This is a genomic window from Paucibacter sp. DJ2R-2 (genome assembly GCF_025717675.1).
Classification (GTDB): Bacteria; Pseudomonadota; Gammaproteobacteria; order Burkholderiales; family Burkholderiaceae_C; genus Paucibacter_A.
In genome coordinates this window covers 334,296-351,215 of the sequence record NZ_JAJIRT010000002.1, presented here as the reverse complement: position 1 = coordinate 351,215, position 16,920 = coordinate 334,296, and the positions used below count along the sequence as shown (strand labels likewise).

Below are 16,920 nucleotides of genomic sequence, written 5' to 3'. Positions count from 1 at the left end.
GAGACACGACGCTGGCGCTGGCCGCAAAGAACGCATTTTCAAACCGCGATAGGCGGCCCATGGCCGGCTGCGTGAATTCAAGGAGCACGCACGAATACCCGCATTGGGCACATTGCTGCCCCTGACGATAAAGACTGACGGGCTTCTTCTGGTAAAGCCGGCCATTGAAGCCGGATCACCTCAATGGCTGGCGCAGCTGCTGTGGCGCGCCCATAGAGCAGTCGGTGTCACTGTGACGCGGCGCACGTAGCCCCTGCGGCGCCGGCATCCCGCCTCAGCGCGCGCCGCGCAGCAACTGGACGCGGCAGCCCTCCGGCCCCAGCGCGCCCAGGTGAAAGCGGCCCGGGCCTTTCAGCAGGGTGTATTCACCGCCTCGCAGGTGCCGGTCCTCAAGCCGACCTTCCTGGGTCAGCCAGAGCTGGCCGCGCTGAACTTGCAGGCGGGCGCATTGGTGGCGGTGCAGCTGCAGCAGCTGGCAGGCTTGCTCCGGCAGCAGGTCTTGGGTTTGCGGCTGTGAACCTGGCAGCGCGGACTGTGTTGCGGTTCGTAAGGTGGTGTCCATGGCGCTCAGCTTAGGCAGGCCAAGGCCGGCGCAACAGCCACAAGCCCAGGCCGATCTGTACCGTACAGAGCGCTGGAAAACGGTGCTGTACTGCTCGTAAAAACCCGCATCTGTATGGTCATGGAACGCCGTGCAGCCTTCAGAATAGGGCGATGAAAGCAGCCGACCCGAACGACCCGCACGACCAGTGCGACCCCAAGGACCCCAGCGCAGCAGCCCTCGGCGATACCACCCGGCAGCCCGCGCTTTATGTGCAGCTGGCCGAGAAGCTGGCCCGCGCCATCCGGGCCGGAACCCTGGCGCGCGGCGAACGCATGCTCTCGGTGCGCGAGCTGGCCCGGCAGCAGCAGGTCTCACAGTCCACGGTGGTGCAGGCCTACCGCTGGCTGGAGGATGCTTTGCTGATCCAGGCGCGCCCACGCTCGGGCTATTTCGTGGCCCAGCGACCCAAGTCCTTGCCGGAACCGCAGACTTCGCGCCCGAGCCGGCTGTCGCGCAAGGTGCATCTGGACGATCTCGGCCAGCAGGTGCTGCGCCTGTCGGTGTCGCCCGACATCATCAGCTTCGGGGCAGCCGCCCCCGAGCCCGAGTTGTTCGATCAGGAGCGCGTGCGCCGGGCCTTGATCCGCACCGTGCAGCGGCACCGCGATCTGCTCTGCACCTACCAGCTGGGCAGCGGCCAGGAGGCGGTGCGCCGTGCCGTGGCCCGCCATGCGCTGGGCATGGGCTGCGAGCTGGAGGCCGATGACATCATCATGACCAACAGCTGCCTGGAGTCCATCACCCTGTGCCTGCAAGCGGTGACAAAGCCCGGCGATGTGGTGGCGCTGGAATCGCCGACCTATTTTGGCTTTCTGGAGATTCTGCAAAGCCTGCATCTGCGGGCCCTCGAGATTCCCACCCACCCGCGCCATGGCGTCTCGCTCGACGCCTTGCAGCTGGCGCTGGAGACCCAGCCGGTCAAGGCCGTCTTGCTGGTGCCCACCCTGTCCAACCCCTTGGGTTGCTCCATGTCGCTGGCCGACCGTCGCCGTCTGGCGCAGCTGGTGCAGGCGCGCAATGTGGCCTTGATCGAGGACGCGGTCTACAACGATCTGGCCGAGCAGGAGGACAAGCGCCGCGCGGTCAAGTCCTTCGATCGCAGCGGCCAGGTCATGTTGTGTGGGTCCTTCAGCAAGACGCTGGTGCCTGGCCTGCGCCTGGGTTGGGTGGCCGCAGGGCGCTGGACACCGGGCCTGCGCAAGATCCAGACCGTGCAGTCGGGTGTGCAGACCGCCGTGCTGGAGCTGACCTTGGCCGAGCTGCTGGGGCAGTCAGGCAATGAGGCCGCGCTGCGCCAGCTGCGTGCCACCCTGGCGCAGCGGGTCGACCTGGCGCGCCGCCTGATCGCTGAGAGCTTTCCCAAGGGCAGCCGCATCACCGACCCGGGCGGAGGCTTCATCCTCTGGGTGGAGCTGCCGGCCGGCATCGACGCCCTTCATCTCTACGAAGCCTGCCTGGCCGAGAACATCTGCATCGCCCCGGGCCAGCTCTTCAGCGCCGGCCCGCGTTTCAAGCATTGCCTGCGCCTCAGCGTCGGTGGCCGCTGGGGCCCGGCCCATCCCCAAGCCTTGCGCCGCATCGGCGAGCTGGCGCGCGAACTGCTGGAGCGGGGCAAGTTGTCGCTGGCGGCTTGAGTTTCAGGCGAGGAGGCGGGGGGCGACTGACCCGCTGAGGCGATCCTTCGCGACCCAACGACATTGTCTTAGAAGGCCCTAACGCCATTCACCGCCGGCTTCAACCCGATATCACGGCATCGGCGTATGGTCCTTGCAGGGCGGCTTGGCAAAGGCGTCGATGACTCCGGTGATACCGGTCGGGTCAATCGAGGTGATGATGAGCGTGTCGAGATCCAGCAGCAGGTCGGCAATGTAGAACATCATCTGCCGTGCCGCCCATTCCCGCGCGATGTGCCTGTAGTCGGCGTCACCTTTCTTGTATTTGGCGGCGATCTGGGCCTCGATGTCGGTGCTCGAAATCGAAGCAAGATTGTTCTCCGCCAGGTTCATGAAGTTGTTGATGTTTTCAGACAAGGTGAGCAAGGCCTGCGCCAGATCGTAGGCAGTCGTGGCCGCCATGTAAGCGTTCTTGGCGGTCATCACCGAAGATTTGGCCACTCCCATGGTGCCCCCCGTGGCAAAGCTGCCAATCATCATGGCCGAGCTGACCACCATATTGGTGATGGTGTTGGCGCATTGGTTGGCGTTGCTGGCGCAGGCCGCCGCCCCGCAATCGACGATGCCTGCGGCGCAGCGCTGATTGCAGTTGGTGGCGTTGCACTGGTAGCCGTCGCGCGGCTTGAGGTAGCACAGGCCGGCCTGCAGCACGCGATTGGATTTGCAGGATTTCAGCAAGCTGCCTGCGCCGTTCTGATAGGAGGAGTTGTTGAGCCAGCAGGTGGCGAGCCCATCGCTGGTGTAGCCGTCCCTGCAATCGTTCATCTTCCATGCCCAGCAGGTGCCGAGCGCGTCACGATGGGTGCATTTGTTGCCGGGCTGGTAAGACAGGGCCTGGTTGCTCCAGCACACCGAGCCGACCGGGTGGTAGCCGCTGCGGCAGTCGCTGTAGCACAAGGCGCCGTCTTGGTACTGGCCGTCGCCGCATGCGGGCAAGATGCCGACGCCACGGTCATAGGCCGCCGTCTTGTAGCAAAACGGGGTGCTGGTGATCGAGGTTTCGCTCTGAATCCAGTTGACGATCGTGTTGACCTGGCCATTGCTCAGCTTCTGGCCCGGCACATAGGTGGTGGGCTTGTTGTCCGGGCCCGGCCAGTCGCTGGCCACGGTGTTGCCGGTGATCCAGGTCTGGAACGGGTTGCTGGCGTCGCAGGTTTCGAGGTCAACGGCGGCCTTGTCTTGGGTGGAGCGATTGGCTATCCCTAAGCACAGGCCGTTGCTGGCCGACACAATCCGCGAGTTGCCGGCGCGCTTCCACTTCTGAAGGTCGCCCGGTGGCACGCCGATCTCGCCGCAGCTTCCCAGGCCAACGCCTGAGCCCACAGCCGTGCCCGATGCGCTCAGGCACAAGCCATTCAGCATGATCGCGCCCTGGTTGGTGAAGGTGAAGTACTCGTTCTTGGCCACCGATGCGCAGGCCGAAACCGTCAGCTTGCCCGGTGCAAGCGGTGCGTTGAAGTCAGACTGCTGCAGGCATTTGCTCGCGACGCTCTTGAGCTGGGTCTGGTGGGAGCCAGCCGCGCCGAGGGGCAGGGCGTTGGCGCGCTGCCATTTCTGGTTGGCTGCGCTGGCCGAGCAGAGCGCGAGCTCGGCACTCAGTACTGCGGGGCTGCCTCTTGTGGCGCCCGCCTTTGACTGCAAGGACAGGCACATCGGCGTCGCCGATCCGGTTTGCGCCAGCTGCAGGCGGTCGCCGCCGGGCTGGGTCCAGAAGGTGCTGGACGTGCCGGTGGACGGCGCGTCGCTGAAGTCGACCGACTTGCTCGAAAACAGCCGGCCGCGCAGGTAGCGCATGCCCTGGCCGGTGTCCACCATGACCGCGCCATCGGCAGCGAAGACAAAACGCTGTTCGACCCCACCACATGGGGCGAGACCGCCGCTGCTGTCCAGGCACTTGCCGCCACTGCCGACGAGGTTGTAGGAGTTTTCTGCGGCCTGCGCTGGCGCCAGGGCCGTCGCAGTGAGCAGGGCAAACACGAACTGAGGAAGGTACTTCATGGAAATGACTCCGGCGTGAGCATGTCGTTGGGGGCGGAGCAGGCAACGCGCCCACTGTCAGGCGCTGGCGCTGCCCCGCCGCGAGATCAGTCGAGCTTGCGCCGGCGCCATGCCAGCAGGCCCATCCCAGCCAGCAGCAAGGCATAGCTCGCGGGTTCAGGCACGGCGGTGACCGAAATCGTGCCGCTGCTGTAGAGCTCGCTGTAGTCCAGCTGCGTGCCCGCCGCCAAGGTGAGTCCGCTGGCGTCAATGCTCTTGAACGTGCCGCTCGTGCTACCCCAGTCCAGCAGATCAAAGCTCTGGCCCGCTTGCGCCACAAAGCCATTCCAGGAGCTCAATACCAGGGTGCCGCCTAACTTCAAATTACCACCGACCACGAGCTTGTCAAAGCTGCTGTCCAGCAGTGGGGAACCGGGAGCACAACTCAGCTCGCTGCAAGCATGGATGCCGCCGATCTCGGCAAAGTAGCTGTTGCTGCTGGCGAAGGTGACCGAGCCCTGGATGTAGCCATAGCCCGGCGAGTTGCCAATGCTGAGGCCGCCCTCGAAGAACATCTTGCCGTCGCCGTTGACGTCGGAGCCATTGCGCTGCTTGACCTCGGCCGCGAAAGTGGCCACCGATCCCTCGGAGACGCGCAGTTCGGCGCCGCCTTGCACCTCCACCTTGTCATAGAAAGTGGTGTTGCTATTGCCCGAGAGAATGATCTGGCTGCCCGCATTGGCCACCACCTGCGAGTACACGGCTGACACGCCGCCACTCAGCAGCACCAGGCCGTTGTTGCTGAGCGGGCCGCTGCGCACTTCACCGAAACCGCTGATCACACCCCCGGCTTGATTGACAAGGGCCCGGCCATTGTTGTCGAAGGTGCCGCCGGCGAGCTGGATCTTGCCCGTGTTCGGCTGCAGGCCCTGGGTCAGGCGCAAGGTCGCGTCGCGGCCGACGGTCAGCGTGCCGCTGTTGCTGACCCCGGCAGCGAGCGTCAGGGTGCCGCCCTTGGCGCTGACAAAGCCCTGGTTGGCGATGTCATTGCCAATTTGCCCCAGTCCTTCGATGCGGCCCGTGTTGGTGATCGCCCCGCCGCTCAAGCTGGCGTTGGCCGAATTCAAGAGGATCTGGCCGCCGTTGCTGAAGCTCTTGTCGATGGCGAGCTTGCCGCCCTCGACGATCACGCTGCCCAGATTGGAGAAATTGCTGCGAATGAAGCCATTGCCGCTGATCGTGCCGCCGGCCTCATTGACCAGCTTGCTCTGGTCGCCGCCGGGGACTCCGATGGTGGCGCCCGCCAAACTCAGCAGGCCGTGGTTGTTCAGATTGCTTGACTTCAGCTGCAGGGTGGCACCGGGGCCCAGGGTCCACACACCGCTATTGGTGTTGCTGCTTGCATTTGCCAGTTCGACAAAGTCGCCCTGCTCAAAACGGCCGCTATTGCTGAAGCCGCCTCTGCCAAGATAGGCCTGAAAGCTGGCCGAGCCCGTCATATAGCCGGCGTTACTCAAGGCGCCGTTCACCAAGCCGCTGTCCAGCGTCAGGCGCCCGTAGTTCTCCAGCGCGGTGGCGCTGAGGCTGCTGGCGCGACCGACGGTGACGCGGCCATTGGAATCGATGCGGAAGGTGTTCGCCTGCAGCTGGCCCCCGGTGAGGGCGAGATTGTCGCCAGCGCCTACGCGAACGCTGGCGTCGCCCTTCAGGGTTTGGCCGGCGCTGAGAACCATGTCATGGCCCAGGAAGTCGCCCGTCGCATAGTCCCCGGAGAAATTGAGCGTGCCGGACTCCCAGTTGAACGTCCCGGCGACGCCGCCTGTGCGGAGCTTGAGCGTGCCACCCTGCAGATTGACGACGCTGCCGTTGGCGACCACCAAATGCCCTGCCTCAACCATGCCGTCTGCCTGGATATCAAGCCGACCGTAGCCCTTGCTGCTCAGCAGCAGTGTGCCGGCCACGCTCAAGCGGGCACCGCCTCCGCCCACCCCGGCCGCAAAGCTCGAGCCTGCTTGGTCGCCCAGGGTCATGCCGCCCGTAATCTGGACGCTGGCGCCATTGCTAACGTTCAAAATACCTGCGCCGCCCCAGGCCGAGGCGGACTGCAGATTCGATCCCGTGCCCGTCAGTTCGACCACACCGTAGCCGCCACCGCTCGGCCTGCCCATGATGAGCTCAGCGCTCTTGGCGCTGGCGCCGGCCTTGACTTGCAGCCAGCCATCGCCGCCGTCGCCGACGTAGAGTTGAGCGCCGCTGGCAAAGCTGCTGCCCAGGCCTTGCACAATGACCGTGCCGGATCTGCCAACACCCCGGCCGAGCGAGGTGTAGTTTGCGCTGAAGTAGCTGCTGCCGCTCTGGATCGTCAAGGCGGCGTTGTCCGTGGTGCCACTGCCGATGGCGTTGGCGTTCAGATTGGTGTAGCTGACCTTGTTGCTCAGGACCAGATTGTTTTGCTGATCCATGCCACCGGTGACATTCATGCCGGCCGTGCCGCCGTCCCAGGTTTGAGCCGCGCTGATGACGAAACCCGCCGTACTGCCCCAGTCAAATGTCTGCACATTGCTGCTGCGGTTGACGATGCCGTTGGTGAGCCCGATGTTGTTGCCCACGCCGTCAAGCCTGTAGGCACTCGCACCGGCCTCGAAGGAAATCTGGTTGTAGGTTTGGGGGCCCAGATCATTCGTGACCGCCGTGTAGATCGAGTTGCCGAAGCGCAAGGTGTCCCCCAGCCCAGGCTGGGCGTTTGGGGTCCAGTTCTTGCCGACGCTCATGCGTCCTTTGTCGTTGTCTTGCCCGTTGGTCGTGCCGCCCTTCCAGGTCAGGTCGGCCGCGGCGGTCAGGCCCGTGCTGCACAGCGCGGCGATGGCCAGGCACAGCGGCAATGGGCGAGGCAAGGGGCGCGGCAAGCCGGCTGCCCGGCTTGAATGACGAAGGTGCAATGCTTGCTTGTTCATGTCGATTCCCTGAATAGAAACTGCTTGATTGGTGGCCCGCGTGCCTGTGCCGATGCCTGTGCTCTTGCGCGTGGTGCTGGGGCTCGGGCGCTGCGTTGACTGGGCAGGATCTGCCTGCTTGGCTTCAACGAGCGCGAGTTTCTAATCTCGCAACTGCACGCACAATCGGACCTTGGACCCAAGACCTGGTCTCGGGACCTACCCTGCTTCGGCGCCGGCTGCTAGAGTGCGTGCCATGAAACTACTGCTCGTCGATGACCACCCTCTGGTGCGTGCCGGCGTCGTCGCTGCGCTGCAAAGCCTGGGGGCGCCCGAGCTGATCCTGGAAGCCGACGACGGAGTCGCCGCCATGGACTGCCTGGCCCGCCACCCCGATGTGGACGCCGTGCTGCTGGATCTGCGCATGGCCGGCATGGCCGGCATGGCCTTGCTGGAGCAGCTCAAGCGCCACCATCCGCTGCTGCCCAGCCTGGTGCTGTCTTCCTCGGAAGACCCAGCCGATGTGCGCCGTGTGCTCAAGGCCGGCGCCCGTGGCTACTGCCCCAAGTCGGCCAGCCCGGCCACCTTGCTGGCAGCGCTGACGCTGGTGCTCGGCGGTGAGATCTATGTGCCGCCGCTGATGGCCATGGCGCCTGACGCCGGCCCGGCCGAGCCCAGCCTGGACGGCTTGACGCCACGCCAACGTGAAGTCCTGCAGGAGCTTTGCAATGGCAAGTCCAACAAGGAAATTGCGCGCGAGTTGGGCATGGAAGAGAAGACCGTCAAGGGCCATGTCTCAGCCATCTTCAAAGCCCTGGGCGTGGTGCACCGGCTGCAGGCCGTGGAGGCGGCCCGCGCGGCCGGCATGGTCAGCCAGGCACTGTCGTACTGAGGGTGTTGGCGGGCACCAAGGCCCGAGCCACCGCCGCACGCAACTGATCTTGTGTGAGTGGCTTTTGCAGCAGCGTGAGGCCTTGCTCATTCGCGTCGCGCCCGCGCTCATGGCCGGTGTCGCCGCTCAGCAGCAGGGCCGGGATGTCGCTGTTGAACAGCTCACGGAGCTTCGCGATCGCGTCGCCCCCCGTTTCGCCGGCCGCCAGTCGGTAATCACACAGCAGCACACGCGGTGCGGCGCTCACGCCCATCAGCTGCGGCATCAGATCACTCACACTGGAAGCACCGACCACATCCAGGCCCCAGGCCTTCAGCAGCGCGCACATGGCGAGCCGCACCTCCGTGTTTTCATCGAGAACGATGACCAGCTCACCGCGCAGCTGCGGCTGAATCGCCGGGCCGGGCTTGGCGTCCGTCACATCGTCTTGAGGCCGCAGCAAGAGCGTGAACATGGTGCCCCGGCCCGGCCGCGAGCGCAGCCGCTGCCCCATGTGCAGCAAGCTGGACAGTCGCTGCACGATGGCCAGGCCCAGGCCGAGGCCCTGTCCGGAACCATGAAGCTGTACGAACTCATCAAACACCTCGGCGCGGCGCTCCCGGGCGATGCCCACGCCGCTGTCCGCCACCAGCAGCTCGATGCGGTTCTGGCGCCTGCGGGCCCGCAAGAGCACACCGCCTTGCGGGGTGTAGCGCAGCGCGTTGGAGAGCAGATTGCGCAGCACCCGCTCCAGCAAGGCCGGGTCACTGCGCACCATCAGAAGGGTGGGAGCCGGCGGCACATCGCAGAGAAAGCGCAAGCCCTTGGCCTGAGCCTGCAGGCTGTGGTCCGCCTCCAGGCGGCCCAGCAGCTCGCGCAAGTTCACGGCCTGCCACTGGGGCTGCAGCTGCTCGGCGTCCAGCTTGGAGATGTCCAGCAAGGCGTTGAACATCGCCCCCATGGCATCCACAGCGCTGCTGACATGCTGCAATATCTGCGCAGATTGCGCCTCGCTGGGCTTGAGCTTGAGGGCGCCCACGAACAGCGAGAGCGCGTGCACGGGTTGGCGCAAATCATGGCTGGCGGCGGCCAGGAAGCGGCTGCGCGACTGGCTCAGTTTGATGGCCGAGTCCTTCTCCAGCTGCAAGCTTTCGCTCAGTTGCGCGAGCTGATGGGCTTGGCGCAATGAGTCCCACAGCAGGCGCCGCAGGGAAACGGCAAAGTGAATGTAGAGCGTGGCGCCGAGCAGCAGCACGGCCAAGACGGCCCAAGTGTCAACCGCGCCATGCACCAGCACGGCCAACAAGAGCCCAAGCAGGACCGGCCCCACCATGGCGAAATAGGCCGGCAAATAGGCATGCAAGGAGTGCAGCGCCGCAGCGCTGATGCCGATCATCCAAGCCAACAACAACAAGCGCTGAGCGTCGCTGCCGCCCGGCCAGAAGACCTGTACGGCCATCAGCCACAGGAAACCGTTGATGGCCGAGGTGCGCGTCACCCGGCGCAGCCAGATGGGCGCGTTGGCCTGCGTCAAGGAACTGCGCAACCAGCGCAAGCCCAGCCACAAATGAAAGCCCGCGCTGACGAACTGCAAGCCCAGCCAGCAGGCCACCCAGGCCGGTGGCGCTGCCTGGTACAGGCTGCCCGCAATCAGCAGCGCCAGCACAAAATTGCCCACGGTCAAGCTCAGATCATTGCTGCGCAGGCGCTGCGCCACGTCCATTCGGACCAGGGCCTGCAGGCGCGTCTCGTCAATCATGGATCGGCATGGCGGTGTATGAAAGCGTGGGCTTGGCCGGGATTGTGCATGCTGCGCCCGCAGTCCGTGAAAGCCATGAGCGTGCATGCACCCAAGCGAGGCAGAGTTCTTCGCCGATCATTTGCCGGGCGTGATGGGCATGAAGCTTTCGCGAACTACGTGCCTGAATGAGCGCTGCGCATGGGAGACCTGCCATCGACACCGCCAACTCTGCTGCGAGGCAGTGACTGTTGAGTGGCCGACGCCGTCAGTCCGTCTCTCAGTTGCCATGGACAGGTGCCGCTGCATTGTTGACCCGGATGTCGGCGCTTCGGGCGAAGTCCGCTGCACGTCACAGTGACTGGGGCTGGCCTGCAAGCGCCCTACAGCCGCTGCGCAAGCCGCGGAAGCGATCTGGCTTCTATGGCTGGCTTCACCCCAAAGAACTGGGTGGACTTCAGTGGCCGGTGGCCGCCATCTCCTCAAAGCTGAACTCGATCCTGGGCCCGCAAGCTGGGCCACTGGACTGCGAATTCCCGTGGTCGCCTCAGCGGGTCGGCACCGAAAACCGATAGTCCAGCCCGATCACCAGGTTGTTGGCGCTGTAGCGCCCGCCGCTGGCACTGCGGGCCTGGATGCGGCCGCCGCTGAGGCTGAGGGCCAGGCGCTCGTCCAGCAGGTAGCGCAGGCCGGCGTTGATCTTGGCGCCCTTGCCATGCACATTGGCGCCCGCCATCACTTGTCCAAATGCCTGCACGCGTTCCCCGGGCGCCAGCTTGGTCTGTACACCCAGGCCCGCAAAGATCTCGGCGTAGCCGGGATAGCCGAGGTAGGACGTGTAGGCCGCCGAGGCCTGCAGCGGCAGGTACCAGCGCTCGCTCACGGGCATGTCGATCTGCAAGCCCAGCATGTGCAGGGCGGGCCGGTCGACATCGCGGAAGCGCAGCTGGGTGTCCGACTGGTGCAGCAATGTGATGCGCATGCCCTCATAACTGGCCGGGGCCGGTGCGGCGTCGCCGCCCTGGCCGGAGCGCAGGTGCCGGGTCAGCGTCAGGCCATAGGTCGGGTTGCGTGAGCTGCCCTTGGGCGCACTGAGGTAACCCGCCGAAAACGCCAGGCCCAGGTTCTTGCTCAGGGCAAATTCGGCCGAGAGCTTGGGATAGACCAGCAGGCCCGGGCCGGTATCGATCTGCTCTGGCGCGTAGCCGCCAGAGCCCAGGCCGAGTTGGGCGTAGAGCCGCCAGGACGGCGCCAGGCGCCAACGCCAGCCGACGCCGCCGAGCAGCTGGTTGTAGGTGGGCAGGCCGGCGTAGGCGCTGGCGAAATTGGCGAACCAGAACATGTCCGGCGTCAGGAAATGCGAGAACTGGAACTCCCCCGTGCGCACCGTGCCGGTGTAGCTGCCCTGTGCGCGGAGCTGGCGGTAGTTGTCCAGCGAGACGCTCAGCATGGTTTCGCCCATCTCCTGGGCGGCGCGCTGGTCGTCCGCGCCCGACAGCGGCTGGCCACGCTGTGCGTAGGAGCCGCTGAGGTAGCTGAAGGGGATGTCCAGGAAGAGATTGAGCTGGCTGCTGTCGATGAGCGAGCGACGGAACTTGATGCTGGACATGCCGGCGCCGACCATGAAGTCGCCGGCGTCGTAGCCCAGTGCGAGCTGTCCGCGCACGAAGCTGCCCGTGCCGGACAGCTTCTTCGCATGCTCGGGGCTGCGTCCACCGGCGCCACCCCCGGCCGCCAGTGCCGCCAGAGCCACGACGGGGCCGCTCAGGCGGAAACGCCCCTGGATGCCGACGCTGGCCCCCATGAAGCCTCCGTACTGTCCGGCGATCAGCGGCCCCATCAGTCCAGCCCCAACCGAGACCCCTTCGGTCACCGGCACGTAGACATGAAAGCCCACCAGATCAATGGGACTGTCTCCCTGCACGCGCACAGTCTGGTAGTCGAGCATCAGCCGCGCGTCCTTGCGCAGCAGGCTCGAGGCTTCTGCGGGCGCGGCCTGCTGGGCCTGGACCCCTTGGCAGGCCAGCGCGCCGGCCACAAGCACGAGCGATGCAGCAAGCGCAGAGCGCAGGCGAGAGCCACGCCATCGGCCGCCCAAGCTCAAGGCTGGCCGCCTCTCTATCCTCAAAGCACAGATGTTCATGACTGCTTACTCCCTCTGAATTGCGCCGGGTTCGCCCCCGGTCTCAACACCGCCGTGCAGCAACTCCTGCCGGCACATGGACAGGAAACTCAACGGCCCCACTGCAAGTTTGACGAACCTGGAACGGTCGACTCATCCGGAATTCCCCTTGGCAGGGCCGGCTTCTCGCTGGGCGGAAGTACTTGGCGCGATGCCAGTGCTCGATCTCTCGACTCGCCGTGGATGGCGCTCGGTCCATCTGTGCGGAGGTGGAAGGGATCGACAGGCCAAGCGCCGGTCCAAGTGAAGTGTCTTCCACCGAGTTCATTGCCCGCTTGCCGCGCCGACATCGGGCCGAATTCGTCGCCGCCTAAACGGTTTCAGCCGCGCCTAGGGCACTTCCGTCGCCTGGCGCAGCGGGCCGGCAGCTGAATTCGCAGAATGAAGGCATGAACACACCCCGCATCCTGGCCCTATCGCTCCTTGGCCTGAGCATCCAATCCACTCTTGCGGCACCTGTTGCTGCAAGCGCTGCCTACATCGAACCCCCGATGGTGACCGTCCCCAGCGGCGAGTTCCAAATGGGTGGCGGCAAACCCTATATGGGCGATGCGGCGCAAGACGCCAAGGCCCTGCCCATCCACAAGGTCAAGATCAAAGCCTTCAAGCTGGCCAAATACGAAGTGACCGTGGCCGAGTTCCGCCGCTTTATCGAAGCGACCGGCTACAAGGCGCCCGAGCAATGCATACATCAGCCGAATCAGGGCTGGTTCAGCCAAGGGCCCACCCCCGGCTCCTGGGCCAAGAACGAGCTGACCACCAGCGAGTTCCAACCGGCGGTCTGCATAGGCTGGGCCGGCGCCGACGCCTATGCCAAGTGGCTGTCCCAGCAAACCGGTAAAAGCTATCGCCTGGCCAGCGAGGCCGAGTGGGAATACGCGGTCAGCGCGGGCAAAGGCAAGGCTGGCTTCCCCTTCGGTGACGACCTCGACCAGAAGCGCATCTGCGAGTTCGCCAATGTGTCCGACCAATCGGCCGAACATGCCGGCCTGGAGCGCTTCGGCGCCAGCTACAAAGGCTTTATGGGCGGCATTTCGCCCTGCGATGATGGTGCGGGGTTTGCCAGCATCGTCGGTATGTACAAGGCCAATCCGCTGGGCATCCATGACTTGATCGGCAATGTGGCCGAGTTCTTGCAAGACTGCTGGAGCGAGAACTATGAAGGCGCACCGGTGGATGGCAGCGCGCGGCTGGACGGTGACTGCAAGCAGCGCGCCGGTCGCGGCGGCGCCTGGCATTGGCGCGGCAACACAGCCACCCAGCGCGGCGCGATGCCGCTCGATTGGATCGGCGTGATTGAGGGCTTCCGCCTGGCCCAGAGCCTGGACAGGCCGGCCGACCAGCGTCCGGCGCCGACCGCCCTGGCCTTTGAGAAAGAGCTGGCGCAGGCGCAGGCCGTGGAGCGGAAGCGCCGCGCGAACTTGCAGGCCTTTCCGCAGCCGCCGCTGGGCTTGCAGCTGAGCCAGGCTGGCGGCCAAGCGGCCGTTCGGCTGAGCTGGCAGGCCAGCCCCGATCCCCAGGTGTTCGGCTATCACGTCTACCGCAGTGACAGCGTCGGGGGCAACCTTGCGCGGATTGCTTCAGACGTCAAGGTACCGAGTTATGTGGACTTGGCCTCCCCGGCGCGCAAGCACAGCTATGTGGTGGTGGCCGTCAACCGCGATCGCTTCAGCGACTTCAGTGCGCCGGTGCTGACGGCCGACCAGGTCCATGCGCTGCCTGGCCGCATCCAGGCGGAAGACTTCAACCGGATGGACCAGGCCTCGGTCGGCAAGGTCGCACCGCAAGAGGATGTGGAAGATGCTGGCGGCCAAGCCGGCTTGAACTTGACGGGTTCCGCCCCCGGTATCGCCAAGGACAGTTGGACCGAATACAGCGTCGAGGTCCAGCGCGCCGGCAACTACCGATTCAGCTTTCGCGTGGCCAGCTTGGCCGGTAGCAAAGGCCTGGCCTTGAGTCTGAATGGGCAGTCCGTGCTGGAACAGGCCGTGCCCGCAACAGGCGGCTTCAAGAGCTGGCAGACCGTGGCCGGAGCTGGCCCGGTCCGTCTGGAGGCCGGCCGCCATGTGCTGCGCCTCCGGGCCATCGACCTCGGCTGGAAGCTCAACTGGTTCGCAGTGGATCTGGCTGATTGATGCGCCATGGTCTTGCTTGAGGGGGCGCTGGCATCGGTCAAGCCAACGCTCGCTCCCATAATGAAGTTTTGCCTTGCCCGGCATCGATGAAAAACGCGTTCCTGTCGATCTTCAATTTGCGCGTGATTGCCATCATGCTGGCGCTGAGCGTGCTCTTGGCCTTGGCGCGGGCGCTGAGCTGGTACTCGGACGATGGCCAGGGCGAAGGGGCGCGGCGATGGCTGCTCGAGACCGCCTCCTATGCGGGCCTGGCGCTGTTGCCGGGTGTGTTCGTTCTGCTGAGCGCCGCTTTGGCCGAGGCCGGCTTGGCGGCTTGGCGCCAGCGGCATCCCCTCGGGCCGCGTGGTGAATGGCTGGTTCGCATCGGGCTGGTGGTGTCGGGTCTTGCGCTGGCCATGCTGCTGCGCTTGGCCTGGGTCAACTACAAGGCCCCTGATGTGCCGGTTTACTGGGGCTTCTTCTTGACGCGCCTGGCGCTCTACAGCTTGTTGGGCTGCATGGCCTATGCGGTGCTGGTCTTGCGCATCAAAGACAGTCAGCTCGAGCAGCAATTGGCTTTGGCCCAGCGCCAGAGCGAAGCCTTGCGCACGCAGCAGATGGAAGCGCAGATGCTGGCCTTGAACGCGCAGATCGAGCCGCATTTCCTTTTCAATACCTTGGCGACCACACGCCGCTTGTACGCCACGACGCCCGATCGGGGGCGCGACATGCTGGGCAGCTTGATCGCCTATTTGCGCGCGGCGCTGCCCGGCATGCGCGAGCAGATGTCGAGCTTGGGGCAGGAGCTGGAACTGCTGCGGAACTACCTGCATATCTTGCAAATGCGCATGGGTGATCGGCTGAGCTTTGAGATCAAGGCCGAACCCGGCTTGCTGGACCTGCGCCTGCCACCCTTGATTCTGGCCACCTTGGTCGAGAACGCCATCAAGCATGGGCTGGCGGCGCTGACCGAGGGTGGGCATCTGCAAATCAGCGCTCAAACAGTGAGCAGCGCTGATCGCAGCGAGGCGGTCCTGGAAGTGCGTGACAACGGGGCCGGCTTTGGCAGCAACTCCGGCCTCGGCGGCAGCGGTGTCGGCCTGGCCAACACCCGGGCCCGATTGCTGGCCTGCTTTGGCCCGAGTGCCAAATTGGAACTGGAGGCGCTGCAGCCCCGCGGTGTGCTGGCGCGGATTCGTCTGCCTTTGCCGCAAGGGGATATGCGGTGAACCCGTCCTTGGCCTTGCCCTTGGCGGTGACGCACCTGCTCGGCAGTTGGCGCTCCTTGCGTGGCCGTGAGTTGGCTTGCGCGGTGTTGGTGGCGCTCTACCTGGGGACCGAGAGATTGGGGCCGATGCTGGACTTCGCGCCGCAGGCCCGGCCTTGGGCTCCGCTGGCCCTCGCCACGGCTCAGCTCTTGTTTCAAGCGCTGGTCTTTTTGTTGTGTTGGTTGCCAGCCGATCGCAGCGAATCTGCTGACCCGACGGTTCGCGCCCGACGCCTGGTCTTGGCGGTCGGGGTCGGGGCCGGCGCTGCAGCGTTTCTGTCCAACCTGGTTTTCTCCCTGCTGCTTCCTTTGCTGCTGGACCCCGAAGCTTTGCGATTGGCCTGCGGGGCCTGCCAGGCCCAAAACCCTTTGCATAGATCCTGGCTCCATGTGCTGGGCGCGGCCTTGAACGTCTGGGTCGTGGGCGGCTTGGTGGTGGCGCTGGCCGAGATGAATCGGCGCCGCCGGGGCAGGGCCTTGGCGCTGCAGCGCTTGCTGGATGAGCAGAGTCGCTACGCCGAGCAGGCCATGGCCGCCCGGCTTCGCGCCAAGATTGCTCAAGTTGACCCGCAGCAGTTGTTTGATGCTCTGCAACTGATTGAACAAGCCTACGCGCAAGGCGAGCCCCAAGCGCCGGCGCAATTGGATCGCTTGATTGCGCGCTTGCGCCGTGCGATGAGCCCTGGCTCGGATGGAGATGATGGATGAGCAGAACTTACACCGCCGTGGTGGCCGAAGACGAGGCCACGCTCAGGCAGGAGTTGATCGAGGCTTTGGGCCAAGTCTGGCCCGAGCTGTGCATTCTGGGCGAGGCCGCCGACGGCATTGCGGCGCTGCGTCTGGTGGCGGAGCTCCAACCGGATGTGGTGTTCTTGGACATTCAGATGCCGGGTGCCACCGGGCTGGAGGTGGCTGCTCAATTGACCGCGCAATCGGCCGGGCAGGGACGCACGCACATCGTTTTTGTGACCGCCTACGACCAATACGCGATCGAGGCCTTTGACGCCGGCGCGGTGGACTATCTGCTCAAGCCCTTGTCGGTGCCGCGCCTGTTCACCACCATCCGCCGCCTTAAAGAGCGCCTGCAAGAGCCGCCCGCCGACATCGGCAGCGTGTTGAAAAAGCTGTTGCGAGATCCGCTTGAGGCGCCGCCGAGCCTGCGAGCAAGCCAGCAATCAAATCCGCAAGCCACCCTGCAAGCACGGGCGCCGCTGCGCTGGATCAATGCTTCGGTCGGGCAGACCTTGAAGCTGCTGACTGTTGACGAAGTTTTGTATTTTCAGGCCGACACCAAATACACCCGCGTGGTGACGCTAGAGACCGAGGCCTTGATTCGCAAGCCGCTCAAAGAGTTGGCCGAGGAACTCGACGGCCATCAGTTCTGGCAAATCCATCGCTCGACCTTGGTCAATGTGGCGGCCATTGCCGGCGCCAGCCGAGACTTTCGCGGCCGCCTGCAGTTGAAGCTCAAGGACAGGCCCGAGTCGCTGCTGGTGGCCGAGAGCTACACCCATTTGTTCAAGCAAATGTGAGGCCAGGGACGGTCTGCACGAACCGCGGG

Annotated in this window: 11 protein-coding genes; 6 read left to right on the top strand and 5 right to left on the bottom strand. The window is 65.1% G+C overall.

Features of this window, described 5'->3' with window-relative positions; translation table 11 throughout:
* Positions 1–274: 274 nt before the first annotated feature.
* Positions 275–562, bottom strand: a complete 288-nt coding sequence (locus LNV28_RS08625; protein ID WP_263518558.1) for a DUF2917 domain-containing protein — start codon at positions 560–562, stop codon at positions 275–277.
* A gap of 152 nt (positions 563–714) precedes the next feature.
* Here LNV28_RS08625 and LNV28_RS08620 point away from each other — a divergent pair, with 152 nt between their 5' ends.
* On the top strand, positions 715–2,238 hold the full coding sequence (locus tag LNV28_RS08620; RefSeq protein WP_263518557.1) for an aminotransferase-like domain-containing protein: 1,524 nt from the start codon (positions 715–717) through the stop codon (positions 2,236–2,238).
* A gap of 111 nt (positions 2,239–2,349) precedes the next feature.
* On the opposite strand, the gene LNV28_RS08615 is transcribed toward LNV28_RS08620, so the two are convergent.
* Both LNV28_RS08615 and LNV28_RS08610 read right to left on the bottom strand, forming a co-directional pair.
* Positions 2,350–4,275 carry an RICIN domain-containing protein gene (locus tag LNV28_RS08615; protein ID WP_263518555.1) on the bottom strand — a complete coding sequence of 642 codons (1,926 nt, stop codon included), beginning with the start codon at positions 4,273–4,275 and terminating at the stop codon, positions 2,350–2,352.
* A gap of 86 nt (positions 4,276–4,361) precedes the next feature.
* Entirely contained in the window at positions 4,362–7,208 is a 2,847-nt protein-coding gene (locus tag LNV28_RS08610) for a beta strand repeat-containing protein (RefSeq protein WP_263518554.1), read from the bottom strand.
* Positions 7,209–7,443: 235 nt separating this feature from the next.
* Here LNV28_RS08610 and LNV28_RS08605 point away from each other — a divergent pair, with 235 nt between their 5' ends.
* Positions 7,444–8,079 (top strand): response regulator transcription factor, encoded by a 636-nt coding sequence (locus LNV28_RS08605; RefSeq protein ID WP_263518553.1) that lies wholly within the window; start codon positions 7,444–7,446, stop codon positions 8,077–8,079.
* Here the strand turns inward: LNV28_RS08605 and LNV28_RS08600 are convergent.
* Together LNV28_RS08600 and LNV28_RS08595 are read right to left on the bottom strand one after the other, a co-directional pair.
* Complete coding sequence (locus LNV28_RS08600) at positions 8,057–9,817, bottom strand: ATP-binding response regulator (protein ID WP_263518551.1); 1,761 nt, start codon at positions 9,815–9,817, stop codon at positions 8,057–8,059. The genes LNV28_RS08605 and LNV28_RS08600 overlap by 23 nt on opposite strands.
* 526 nt (positions 9,818–10,343) lie before the next feature.
* On the bottom strand, positions 10,344–11,840 hold the full coding sequence (locus tag LNV28_RS08595; protein ID WP_263518549.1) for a hypothetical protein: 1,497 nt from the start codon (positions 11,838–11,840) through the stop codon (positions 10,344–10,346).
* A gap of 629 nt (positions 11,841–12,469) precedes the next feature.
* On the opposite strand from LNV28_RS08595, the gene LNV28_RS08590 reads away from it, so the two are divergent.
* The 4 genes from LNV28_RS08590 to LNV28_RS08575 all read left to right on the top strand — a co-directional run bounded on the left by LNV28_RS08590 (position 12,470) and on the right by LNV28_RS08575 (position 16,891).
* The gene (locus LNV28_RS08590) at positions 12,470–14,113 is read left to right on the top strand and encodes an SUMF1/EgtB/PvdO family nonheme iron enzyme (RefSeq protein ID WP_263518547.1); all 1,644 of its coding nucleotides are present in this window, start codon (positions 12,470–12,472) and stop codon (positions 14,111–14,113) included.
* Between the two features lie 86 nt (positions 14,114–14,199).
* A complete protein-coding gene (locus LNV28_RS08585) occupies positions 14,200–15,321 on the top strand; it encodes a sensor histidine kinase (RefSeq protein ID WP_263518546.1) in 1,122 nt (373 codons plus the stop codon).
* Positions 15,318–16,067, top strand: a complete 750-nt coding sequence (locus tag LNV28_RS08580; RefSeq protein WP_263518545.1) for a hypothetical protein — start codon at positions 15,318–15,320, stop codon at positions 16,065–16,067. Before LNV28_RS08585 ends, LNV28_RS08580 begins: the two co-directional genes overlap by 4 nt.
* Positions 16,064–16,891, top strand: coding sequence for a LytR/AlgR family response regulator transcription factor (locus tag LNV28_RS08575; RefSeq protein WP_263518544.1), 828 nt, complete (start codon positions 16,064–16,066; stop codon positions 16,889–16,891). Before LNV28_RS08580 ends, LNV28_RS08575 begins: the two co-directional genes overlap by 4 nt.
* Positions 16,892–16,920: the final 29 nt, after the last annotated feature.

What these genes read in the sequence shown, in the direction of transcription:
- LNV28_RS08600 (WP_263518551.1), bottom strand. Translation starts at nt 9,817, where the DNA reads ATGATTGACGAGACGCGCCTGCAGGCCCTGGTCCGAATGGACGTGGCG.
- LNV28_RS08615 (WP_263518555.1), bottom strand. Translation starts at nt 4,275, where the DNA reads ATGAAGTACCTTCCTCAGTTCGTGTTTGCCCTGCTCACTGCGACGGCC.
- LNV28_RS08585 (WP_263518546.1), top strand. Translation starts at nt 14,200, where the DNA reads ATGAAAAACGCGTTCCTGTCGATCTTCAATTTGCGCGTGATTGCCATC.
- LNV28_RS08620 (WP_263518557.1), top strand. Translation starts at nt 715, where the DNA reads ATGAAAGCAGCCGACCCGAACGACCCGCACGACCAGTGCGACCCCAAG.
- LNV28_RS08590 (WP_263518547.1), top strand. Translation starts at nt 12,470, where the DNA reads ATGGTGACCGTCCCCAGCGGCGAGTTCCAAATGGGTGGCGGCAAACCC.
- LNV28_RS08605 (WP_263518553.1), top strand. Translation starts at nt 7,444, where the DNA reads ATGAAACTACTGCTCGTCGATGACCACCCTCTGGTGCGTGCCGGCGTC.
- LNV28_RS08610 (WP_263518554.1), bottom strand. Translation starts at nt 7,208, where the DNA reads ATGAACAAGCAAGCATTGCACCTTCGTCATTCAAGCCGGGCAGCCGGC.
- LNV28_RS08625 (WP_263518558.1), bottom strand. Translation starts at nt 562, where the DNA reads ATGGACACCACCTTACGAACCGCAACACAGTCCGCGCTGCCAGGTTCA.
- LNV28_RS08575 (WP_263518544.1), top strand. Translation starts at nt 16,064, where the DNA reads ATGAGCAGAACTTACACCGCCGTGGTGGCCGAAGACGAGGCCACGCTC.